This is a genomic window from Methanococcoides methylutens, assembly GCF_000765475.1.
In the GTDB taxonomy this organism is placed as follows: Archaea; Halobacteriota; Methanosarcinia; order Methanosarcinales; family Methanosarcinaceae; genus Methanococcoides; species Methanococcoides methylutens.
The window spans coordinates 1-10,711 of the sequence record NZ_JRHO01000003.1 but is presented as its reverse complement, the minus strand read 5'-3'; the positions used below and the strand labels follow the sequence as shown (position 1 = coordinate 10,711).

Below are 10,711 nucleotides of genomic sequence, written 5' to 3'. Positions count from 1 at the left end.
AGATCGCAGGATGGGCATGTGCAACAATCAGTGAGTTCACAGACCTTATGACCGGTAACCAGTACTATCCATGTGCAGGTCCATGTACCGAGATGTGCCTCCTCGAAGCAGCAGCACAGTCAGTAACTGACACAGCATCCGGCCGTGAGATCCTCTCAGGTGTCGCAGCAGCAAAGGGTGTCATCACCGACAAAACAACCGGTATGGAAGCAAGGATGATGGGAGAAGTCGCACGTGCAACAGCAGGCATGGACATTGACTCCGTCAACGCTGTACTTGACAAACTTGTAGCATCATACGAAGGCGACTACGCAAATGCTCCTGAGGGTAAGACCTTCCAGGAATGTTACGATGTTGCAACCGTTACACCAACCGACGAGTACGTCAAGGTCTATGAGGGTGCAAGGAAGAAACTCGAAGAGTTCGGTCTTTCATTCTAAGTCTGAGATCTCAATAAGATCCTTTATGCCAGCACGATCTGCTGGCATTCTTTTTTTCTTTTCTGCTACTTCTATATTAGATTCTGTAAATATTGCATTATCTGATGCGATCACAGATCAATAAATTAATTGCTATATTGGATAGTTATTCTAAAAGCTTTCAATGGCATAACCCTAATCCATCGCTACTAGCATTGATAATATCATATTTTTAATTGTACTTAAAACGAAATGAACAGGGACTTCTTGTTTAATCCTATATTAGTATCATGATATTTTCAGATCAAATAAAATTCGATTTAAAAAATCCTCAAAATGCTGTTTGATGATAATTTAGACCTATAAAATTTTATAGTTATGATAAATTGGGATCAAAGGTTTCGATAGTCAATAATATTGTGTGCGGCATTCTCTGTAAACAGTAAATAAAAATTGACTATGTTGTGCACAAAATATATATACTAAATTTTAACTCATGTCAAAGCATATTGTTTTTTTTATAATGTACTTTTGTTTTTTTGATATTTTCTCCTTTTTTAAAAATTCAAATGCATAATATTTATATATTTAGCAATTAGGCAAGCAAATTCCGGTTATATGTTAACAAAAAAATATAAATACCATAATGTAATTTGTGCCAGAAATTCAGTAAATCAAGAGTAATCTATCCTTTAAGGATTTTCGTGCTGATTACATAGAATATTGATTGCTAGAAAGTAAAGGTGCATGAACATGGATACATGGACTATAATCAATGGAATCATCTATTTGACCTGTTTTGTTTTGATAGGTTGGATGTTATTAGATGCCAGTAAAGTCTCAAAATAATTGTGGTTTTTAAGGAGAATTAAATGTCTGGAAATACAAATTCGGAACATGGTGTCGTAAAGACACTCCGGCCCTATCACGTATGGGCGCTTGGAGTTGGCATTGTTCTGGTAGGCGAATACATGGGTTGGAACTTCACAGTTGCAAAAGGTGGAATACTTGGTTCACTCTTTGCATTGTTGGTTGCAGGTACCATGTTTGTAATGGTTTCTTTATGCGCTAGTGAACTAGGATCATCAACTAAACTTGCAGGCGGACCTTATGATTGGGCAAGATTATTCGTAGGACCCGGTGCAGCTGCACTTGTGGGCCTTGCAGTATATATGGAATTCATTGCCCTGGAAGCTGCTGACGCTATTGTCGTTGCATCCATCACAAATTCGATCTTCCCGGAAATACAAACATTCCCGGTTACTTTGCTAATCATCGCATTCTTAACATTTATGAACTATCGTGGAGTCGTGGCTGCTCTTAATCTTAACTTTGCACTCACATTCACTGCATTGATAGCTATTATTGTTTTCTTCTTCGCCAACATAACCGGATTTGCCGGCACATGGCATCCGGAATATCTCATATCAGGAGCTATGCCTAACGGTTTTATCGGTATTTTTGCGGCTCTGCAATTTGGTCCCTGGTTCTACCTTGGTATCGAAGGAGCAGCAATGTGTGCAGAAGAATGTAAACATCCAACAAGAGCAGTTCCTCTTGGACAGCAAGCAGGCATGATAACCCTTCTTCTCGGTTCTGGTATGACCCTCTACTTATGTTCAGGTCTTATCCCAGCTGCAGAACTCGGTTCTTCAGTGTACCCACTCTTCGAAGCAGCAACAGCAACAGGTTCAAAATTCCTCATTGCAGCTCTGGGTATCGGTACACTTTTCACCTGTCTTGCAAGCGCAAACGGTACAGTTTGTGACGCATCACGGTCATGGTTTGCCCTTTCAAGGGATAAATTTCTGACAAATTGGTTCGCTGACGTGCATCCACGTTACAGCACTCCATACAGGGCAGTCATTTTCACAATGCCTATCGCGATCGCATTTGCATTTAGTGGTTTCCTCGATCAGGTCATCACCTTTTCAATCATATCAGGTCTAATCTGCTATGTAATGATCCCATTTTCCCTGATCCGCTTTAGGAAGTTATTCCCAGAGCACAGCCAGAAGGTCCGCCCGTTTGTGGGTCCTCTGCAGCCAACAATTGCATACATTACGATTTTCCTTGCCATTGTGATCATGTCTACCCTTAACTGGGGATACAACTACAACCTTATCTTTGGACTCTTGTTCTATGTAATAGCATACTTCTACTTCTCGTGGAGATACAAGAGCATTGAGATAAGTCACGATTGGGGAGAAGACCTCGGATGGCCTGAACCCGCACACAGGAGATAATGGAGGAAGAAAAATGGTGAATAAGAAAAAATATCACAACGACCTCAAAAAAGATGCAGGCATTATTGTTCTCGTATTAGGACTCTTGTTCTTCTCAGAGACATTTGTTTTTTACAGAATAATGTCAACTCTATGGGATGCAGTGCCTGAACTTCGTACCATCTTTCCGGTCTACCTCTTGTTCCTGGTACTTTTGCTCGGGATCGAGACCATCGGTTGCATCACTGTGTATAAATCCATCAAGGAACACATGTACGACTTTAACTATTATGATTAAGGAGATGGAAATATGGCAAAATCTGAAGCAAAAGGTAGTATTATCATGCAGATCGCAGATATCCTGTTCATCTTCGTTGTCGCAGGTATTTGTGTAATAGCTCCTGTACTTGTACTTGGAGGAGGGGCTGATGCCGGACCTATGGTATTCGAATGGAATCCTTTCAACTACTTCGGTCTGGTGGCAGTGATCCTTGTATTCTTTGCTGTGATCCTGCATCACTCTCTCAAGAACTATATATATTAAATAGACTCCAAATAGTTGTGGTTAAAATACTACAACTTCTTTTTTTTATATTTTTTACTTCAATTGAAGTTTAATTTCTATATAATCTTTAATGAATTTCATTTACATTCTTAATAATAATAGAAACCTTCTTATCTAACGAACAATCATTATGCTGTTACTAATAAAAGCTGAAATATATCATCAGCAGCATTTAGGGTAAAGGGGTATAATGACATCGTCACTGACAGATCATGTTTGGCTTTCTGAAAAAAGAACGAACCTGCTTTTGTTATTAATGGAAGGTCCTCGGGATATCGAACAGATCAAGATGTCTCTTAATGTTACATCGCGTGGTATGATGCCACAGATAAAGAAACTCAAGGAAAAACACCTGGTCATTGAAGAGGATGAGTACTACAAATTATCAAATGTCGGGGAGCTTGTCGTTAAGAACATGCTACCTCTGATCAACACATTAAGCATGATCACTGAGAACAAGAACTACTGGGAGCAACATGACATCAACATCCTGCCACCTCATCTGTTCAAACGACTTCATGAACTCGGAAACTATCTGCTGCTTGAACCTGATCTTCATTATACATTTGAGATCCCTAAAGAATTTACCGAAAATCTCCTAAAATCAAAGGAGATCATGTCTATCATCTCTTTTTACAGACCGGAATACCCAAAGTTCTATTCTGAACTTGCAGAAAGAGCAAATAGTCTTACACTGATTCTTTCAGAATCAGCATTTGGGAGAATGAAGACTAACAATATGAAAGAACTGGATTTTCTTTTATCTGCAGAGAACACACGGGTCTTACTGTATCGGGGTGAAGGAAGACCGCCGGCCATTGATGTATCCGAGTGGTTCATGTACATCAGCTTTTTGAGTGAGAATGGAAGCTATGACCACAATGATATAATGAGTTTTGATGAAAGTGCTTTGAAGTGGTGTACCGAATTGTTCGATCATTATTGTGATCTATCTGTGGAAATAAAATATGCTGAAAAGGGTGGGGATATATAATGGCATTAGACCTGATAGAAACCCTTTTCCTTTCTGAGAAAAGAGAAAATTTACTTCTCTTGCTTCTGAATGGCCCCACAGATATAAAGAAAATCAACTCAAGCCTTGATGTTAGTTCTTCTTCCATACTTCCGCAGATAAAAAAACTCCGTGAATCAGGTCTTGTTCATAAGGATGATACTGGAATTTATGAACTGACAACTATAGGACGGCTTATAGTCGAGAACATGAAACCTCTTTCCAGTATGTTGAAGGTTTTTGACAAATCTGATCTTTACTGGGATGACCGTGACCTGAGCTCAATTCCGGAAGAACTTCTTAACAATATAGGTGATCTGGGAGATATCGAACTTGTTGTGCCTGATCTGGACCACATGTATGAGATCCCGGAAAAACTGATAAACAATACCAATGACTCAAAAGAAATGAGTGCAATGGTATCATTTTTCCATCCTGATTTTCCCAGATTCTACAAAGATATAACGAACAGGGGAGTAGTTCTTGATCTGATAGTTACAGATTCTGTATTTGAAAGAATGCAAAATGACTATGAAGAGGAAATGAACACCATATTGGAATCTGGAAATACGACTTTTCTAGTTTGCAAGGATGAGTTCAAAGCGCCTACTTTTAATGTCACTGAAAAATGTACCTATATCAGTTTCTTTAACAGCCAGGGGAGATACGATCATCAGGACATTATAACATTTGAGGATAGTGCAGTTGATTGGTGCAAAGAGCTCTTCTCATATTATCGTGAACTTTCACGACCTGCCAACAAATAAGATCGATCATTAAAAATAGATGTGGCCCGACTATGCAATGGAAAGACCTTTCACTTAAATTTAAATTGGTACTCTATATAGTCGTAGGCATTTCCTTCATATTATCAGCTTCATCGATCACTATAATTTCAACAGTTACAGAACAGGAAGAGCAGCTTGCATACCATGATTCTATCCAGAATGCGAAAAGCTTTGCTCATGAGTACAATGCTGATATGAAGGCCAACATGGCAATAGCAAATTCATTGGCCACACTTATGGTAAAATATGATTCAGCAGATCGTAATGAAACAAATGAGATGCTCAAGCAGCTACTGGTGGACAACCCTCACCTTATTGGAGCATATGTTGGTTTCGAACCGAATGCCTTTGATGGAAGAGATGCTGATTTTGTAATGACAGAAGGGCATGATGAAACCGGAAGATTTGTGCCATACTGGAACACGATAAATGGGCCTATCAGTGTTGAACCTCTTGTAGACTATGAGATATCAGAATATTACCAGGGTCCAAAGGAACTTAAAGCAAATGTGATCACAGAACCTTACCTTTATCAGGGAGCATTAATGGTAAGCTATGATTCGCCTATTATAAGGAATGGGGAATTTGTGGGTATTGGCGGTGTTGATGTATCATTAAACTATGTAGATGAAGCAGTAAGTAGCGTAACAGCCTTCAATACAGGCTATCTGTTCATGGTCAGCAACGACGGAACACTAGTTTCACACCCGGTGAACAAGGAATGGATAGGAACAACATCTCTCCATGATTTTGATGTTCCAAAAATTGCTATTGTTGCTGAAGATATAAAAAACGGAGTTGGTGGTCATATTGACACCATCGATCCGGTTACATCAAAAGAAGTTGTGATGTTCTATGAGCCAATTAAAACCGGTAATTATGCAATTGTACTTGTTGTCCCTCCCGAGGAAATGTTCGCAGGTGTTAACTCCATAAGATCTGACCTTGTCTCCATTTACTTATTCTCCATCTTTTTCATGGGATTAATGGCGTTCTTCATAGCATCCTCATTTACAAACAGGATCGATGAGATCGTAGCAGACTTCAAGAAGATATCAGGAGCAGCTATAAGGGGTGATTTTGATGCCAGAGCAAATACTGATGTTGAGCTTGATCTCAATTTAATACCCAAAGGTTTGAACGAGATCCTTGATTCCCTTACTATATATTCAAAGGAATTGCAGAATTCCTATGAACTCATAAGCAAGATGGAGGCAGCCGTTAACAGCAGCAGGGTCGTTGTGTTCTGGTGGAAAAATGAAGAGGACTATCCTGTTGAATTCGTTTCAGATAACATTACTCAATTTGGATATTCACTTGAAGAATTTACATCCGGCAAGGTACTCTATGGTAATATAATACATCCTGAAGATCGTAAACTAGTATGGGATGAATTACAAGCTTGTGCAGATGAAGGGAAGAAGAATTTCCACAGGGATTACAGGATCGTTACAAAGAATGGAGATGTGCGCTGGATACATGAAGATACGTACATCCAGCGGGATGAAGGCGGAAATATCACATACTTCCAGGGTACAATTCTTGATATTACCGAACGCGTTGAAGCTGAAGATAGCCTAAAAGCAATGGAAGAAGTGCGTACCAAAGAGATCCATCACCGCATTAAGAACAACCTGCAGGTAGTTTCAGGAATGCTTTATCTTGAATCCCTTAAGTTCAAGTATCAGGAAGTTATCGATTCCTTCAGGGACAGTGAGAACCGTGTTCGTTCCATTGCACTGATTCATGAAAAGCTCTACCAGTCAAAGGATCTTGTAAGCCTTGATTTTGGTGATTACATTGAGAACCTGACAGATCACTTATTCCATTCATATAATGTAGATAAGGAAAATGTTAACCTGATATTGAATGTTGAGGATGTTTTCCTGGGAATGGATACAGCTGTTCCTCTTGGTATCATTATCAATGAACTGACCTCAAATGCACTCCAACATGCCTTTGGGAAAGGTGAACAAGGAGACATAGAGATCGATTTCCAAAAAGATAATGATGTCTTCACGCTAATAATTAGTAATACAGGGACCCCATTCCCGGAATCTATAGACTTCAAGAATACAGAATCTCTTGGACTTCAGCTTGTAACGAACCTGACATCCCAGGTCGATGGTGAAATTGAACTGGACAAGACCAATGGAACTAAATTTAAGATAACTTTCCGTGAGAACAGATGAGGTGTTAATATGAAATCTACCAGGATACTCGTAGTGGAAGATGAGGCCATCGTGGCAATGGTGATCAAAAAGAGGCTAATGAACCTTGGTTATAGCGTTTCTGGTGTTGCTGCGACAGGAAAGGATGCAATTACCAAGGTTGAAGGAACATTTCCTGATCTTGTACTCATGGACATAATGCTAAAAGGGGACATGGATGGAATAGAAGCAGCCGATGAAATTCGAAAACGCTTCTCAATACCAGTAGTGTACCTTACAGCACACTCCGATGAGAATACCCTGGAAAGGGCGAAACAAACAGAACCCTATGGATACATACTCAAGCCATTTACAGAAAGAGATCTAAGTAGTAACATTGAAATCGCGATACACAAGCACCTGAAGGAAAAACAAAAAGAAATTTCTGGAAGGATAGAATAACAGCTTATCTCATCCCTATAATATCATTTTTAAGATGCTGTTATTCCCGGACTTTAATTTTTTGATCAAAAGCATTTAATGACCAAATTAATAATGGTTCATGATCAGTTTGACCCGATCAAAAGTGTAAACACAACTTAAGAGAATTTCTACTTTATTTTAACTGGAAAATTAACTTAAATAAAAAGTAACATCACTATGTTAAATCGGATATCAGGTGGGTCTAATTTAATATCTCTCAAATCTAAATAAGGCATGTCGAGCATAAATAAAACAGATAGATATTAAAACATCTCGAATATGGATTACATGTATTGGAAGGCCAATAAATGAATAAAAGTAATTTGTTGTTAATATTATCAATACCATTAGTATTGCTTGCTTTACTATCTACAGGATTCTTTCTTAATAATGATGCTGTTGCATCTTCACCTGAGGTAACAGACCTTGAACAGATCTACAGGTCTGCAATTGAGGATGCAATGATCGCTGAAGAGGATGAGATCTGCAAAGAACTGGTTCCTATAACCGAGTCGAATACTGAACTTCAATGGATGGAAGATTCGGGTGAAAAATATGTCCTTGTTGTAACATGGACAAAGTATCCGGAGAGCTATCCTGTCGGAGTAAATGTGTCTACATGGTGGGGGGATACCTGGGTAATGGTCATTCCTGAGCTGAAAGGCTTTGTTCAGCAGAATGATATACAGGATGATGAGCTAACGGTTAGGCTGGAGCAGCTTATAGGTCTTCCCTATGATAATGGAAATAACTATTTTGTGGAAATGTGGGTGATGCCCGATGATCTTTTCAGACCAGCTCCTGACCCTGAGATCACAGATACGCAAGCTCAACTTTATTTCCATGAGAACGTTTCACAGGAACATCTCGAATGGTTTAATTCCCTTAACAGTACAACATATGAGGAGTATCCATGGACCAGACTGGGATATACATACGATTGGGGTGATCCGAAGAGCGATGTTGGGCTGAGCGAGTACGTCGTAAAGGAGAACTCGCAGGTGATAATAAATTCTGTATCAACAACCCATGATTATTTTGATCAGGAATCAAATTGATCAGAAGATTTTTCCTCACACAGATATTCATCCTTTCTTTTTTTACCCTTCCCGAACAAGTTTCTTTTAATGCATGTGATCCATTTCCAGTGAAGTATGAAATGGACCGCCACAAAAACTGTCAGTAATATGGATGATCTGTTGTGTATTATTGTCCATGTGGCTTTTGTAAGTCCCATATAGACCTGATACCTTCCCTGTGGAATTCCCTCAGGTATAACAAGATACATGAAAAACCCTGTAAAAGCTACGATTATGAAAAGTAGAAAAAGTATGAGGTCCACAATATAATTTATTCTGGTTCTGTTCAATTTTTATCCCCCTTAATCTGGTAACTGTAAATAGGGACCATAGTTAAAAATTATTGTCCTTTCAAAAGAATGTTATCTTTTAGGGGCAGGGTTCCATACATAATAAATTGTCCTGAATACAGATCACGCCACTACAACAATATTTTCCGATATTCCGTCTTCACTTTATTTCATTTTTGTTATATTAGTTTTGTCTTTTTTAATGCCTTTGTCCTTTTTGATCACAACATCAATTCGGCTTAAAACATACATTTGAAAGATGGTGTCAAATAACCCGGGGTTTGCCATATTATATTCGCACCATCTGTTCAGGAGGTGAGGTGATATTTTAATGCAGTTTCAAAAAACGCTATCGGCTAGGTTATATAAGTTTCAGGACAGTGTTCTATTTAGTAATGCCTGTGATGATCTGGCATTGACTTGATTCAAAGTGAATACTACAAAAGGTGAAGAAAATGGGAAATCAGGAACTTTTTGACAAACTTAAAAATGCAATAGTAAACCAGGACATTAACGGATGTCCAGCAATGACACAGGAAGCACTTGACGCAGGAATATCTGCCTTCGACATTATCAACGAAGCACTTGCACCAGGTATGAAGATCGTAGGTGACAATTTCGAAGCAGCAACAATCTACCTTCCACAGATCATGATGTCTGCAAAGGCAATGAAAGCCGCAATGGAGATCCTTGAGCCAGTTCTCGCAGAAGAGAAGACCGGTGAAGGCGTCGGAATGGCTGTAACATTCGTACAGGAAGGAGATATTCACGATATCGGCCACCGTCTTGTTACAACAATGCTCGGTGCAAATGGATTTGAGATCATGGACCTTGGAACAGATATTCCAAACGAAGATGTTGTTGAAGCAATTGCAAAGAACAAGGGCAAGAAGATGATCCTTGTAGGTTCCGCACTTATGACAACCTCAATGCTCGGCCAGAAAGACGTAGTAAGGTTACTTGAAGAAGAGAACCTCAGGGGCGAAGTCAAGATCATGTTCGGTGGCGCACCAGTCACAGATGAATGGATCGCTGAGTGTGGTGCAGACGGCACAGCCGAAAATGCAGCAGAGGCAGCAAGAGTAGCACTTGAGCTTATGAGCGCATAATTTGAGGAGAAATTAAAATGACATTCACAAAATCAGTAAATTGCTTTGATTTTTATGACCGTGCACAGAACGGTGAGAAATGCACCCAGGATGACTGGGATCTGATGACCATTCCAATGAAAGCAATGGAACTCAAGCAGAAATACAACCTTGACTTTGGTACCGAGTTCGTTCCAACCGACAAGGACCAGATGGAGAGACTCTTTAAGGCAGGTTTCGACATGCTCCTTGAGTGTGGTATCTTCTGCACAGACACAAAGAGGATCGTCAAATACACAGAAGACGAACTCTGGGACGCAATCAACAACCCAATGCCAGCATTCCAGCTCGGTACAGGCAGAGATGCAGTACAGATGAAGAAGAGAGAAGTAGGCGACAAGAGAAAGCCTATAGTACAGGGCGGTCCAACCGGCTCACCTATCTCAGAAGAGGTGTTCTCTGCAGTTCACATGAGCTATGCACTTGAGAAAGAAGTTGACACAATTGTAAATGGTGTTATGATGACGGTTCGTGGTAAGCCACCTATACCAGGCAGCCCATACGAAGTTCTCGCAGCAAAGTCCGAAACAAGGATTATCAAGAACGCAGCAG

13 protein-coding genes are annotated in these 10,711 nt (G+C 39.7%); 11 read left to right on the top strand and 2 right to left on the bottom strand.

Features of this window, described 5'->3' with window-relative positions:
• The coding region (locus LI82_RS01040) for a monomethylamine:corrinoid methyltransferase (RefSeq protein ID WP_048192929.1) at window positions 1-440 on the top strand (440 nt) is incomplete at its 5' end.
• On the opposite strand, the gene LI82_RS13535 is transcribed toward LI82_RS01040, so the two are convergent.
• Window positions 432-554: a hypothetical protein gene (locus tag LI82_RS13535; protein ID WP_269078497.1), complete on the bottom strand. Its 123-nt coding sequence runs from the start codon at window positions 552-554 to the stop codon at window positions 432-434. The two genes, LI82_RS01040 and LI82_RS13535, sit on opposite strands and share 9 nt — an antisense overlap.
• A 737-nt stretch (window positions 555-1,291) precedes the next feature.
• Between LI82_RS13535 and LI82_RS01035 the strand changes: the two genes are divergently transcribed.
• The 8 genes from LI82_RS01035 (at window position 1,292) to LI82_RS01000 (ending at window position 8,700) form a co-directional block, all read left to right on the top strand.
• Window positions 1,292-2,665: an APC family permease gene (locus tag LI82_RS01035; RefSeq protein ID WP_048193124.1), complete on the top strand. Its 1,374-nt coding sequence runs from the start codon at window positions 1,292-1,294 to the stop codon at window positions 2,663-2,665.
• 13 nt (window positions 2,666-2,678) lie between these two features.
• Entirely contained in the window at window positions 2,679-2,942 is a 264-nt protein-coding gene (locus LI82_RS01030; RefSeq protein WP_048193123.1) for a hypothetical protein, read from the top strand.
• A 12-nt stretch (window positions 2,943-2,954) separates the two neighbouring features.
• Window positions 2,955-3,188 (top strand): hypothetical protein, encoded by a 234-nt coding sequence (locus LI82_RS01025; RefSeq protein ID WP_048193122.1) that lies wholly within the window; start codon window positions 2,955-2,957, stop codon window positions 3,186-3,188.
• Window positions 3,189-3,399: 211 nt separating this feature from the next.
• Window positions 3,400-4,203, top strand: a complete 804-nt coding sequence (locus LI82_RS01020; protein ID WP_048193121.1) for a helix-turn-helix transcriptional regulator — start codon at window positions 3,400-3,402, stop codon at window positions 4,201-4,203.
• Entirely contained in the window at window positions 4,203-4,988 is a 786-nt protein-coding gene (locus tag LI82_RS01015) for a helix-turn-helix transcriptional regulator (RefSeq protein ID WP_048193120.1), read from the top strand. The genes LI82_RS01020 and LI82_RS01015 overlap by 1 nt, the downstream gene beginning before the upstream one ends.
• Before the next feature lie 32 nt (window positions 4,989-5,020).
• Complete coding sequence (locus LI82_RS01010) at window positions 5,021-7,201, top strand: histidine kinase dimerization/phosphoacceptor domain -containing protein (RefSeq protein WP_048193119.1); 2,181 nt, start codon at window positions 5,021-5,023, stop codon at window positions 7,199-7,201.
• Between the two features lie 9 nt (window positions 7,202-7,210).
• Window positions 7,211-7,621 carry a response regulator gene (locus LI82_RS01005; protein ID WP_048192928.1) on the top strand — a complete coding sequence of 137 codons (411 nt, stop codon included), beginning with the start codon at window positions 7,211-7,213 and terminating at the stop codon, window positions 7,619-7,621.
• A 329-nt stretch (window positions 7,622-7,950) separates the two neighbouring features.
• Window positions 7,951-8,700, top strand: a complete 750-nt coding sequence (locus tag LI82_RS01000; protein ID WP_135607307.1) for a hypothetical protein — start codon at window positions 7,951-7,953, stop codon at window positions 8,698-8,700.
• Here LI82_RS01000 and LI82_RS00995 read toward each other — a convergent pair.
• Window positions 8,685-9,011 (bottom strand): DUF4405 domain-containing protein, encoded by a 327-nt coding sequence (locus LI82_RS00995; protein WP_048192927.1) that lies wholly within the window; start codon window positions 9,009-9,011, stop codon window positions 8,685-8,687. The genes LI82_RS01000 and LI82_RS00995 overlap by 16 nt on opposite strands.
• Window positions 9,012-9,466: 455 nt before the next feature.
• On the opposite strand from LI82_RS00995, the gene LI82_RS00990 reads away from it, so the two are divergent.
• Both LI82_RS00990 and LI82_RS00985 read left to right on the top strand, forming a co-directional pair.
• Window positions 9,467-10,120: a corrinoid protein gene (locus LI82_RS00990; RefSeq protein WP_048192926.1), complete on the top strand. Its 654-nt coding sequence runs from the start codon at window positions 9,467-9,469 to the stop codon at window positions 10,118-10,120.
• A 17-nt stretch (window positions 10,121-10,137) separates the two neighbouring features.
• A partial coding sequence (locus LI82_RS00985; RefSeq protein WP_048192924.1) for a monomethylamine:corrinoid methyltransferase occupies window positions 10,138-10,711 on the top strand: 574 nt, incomplete at its 3' end.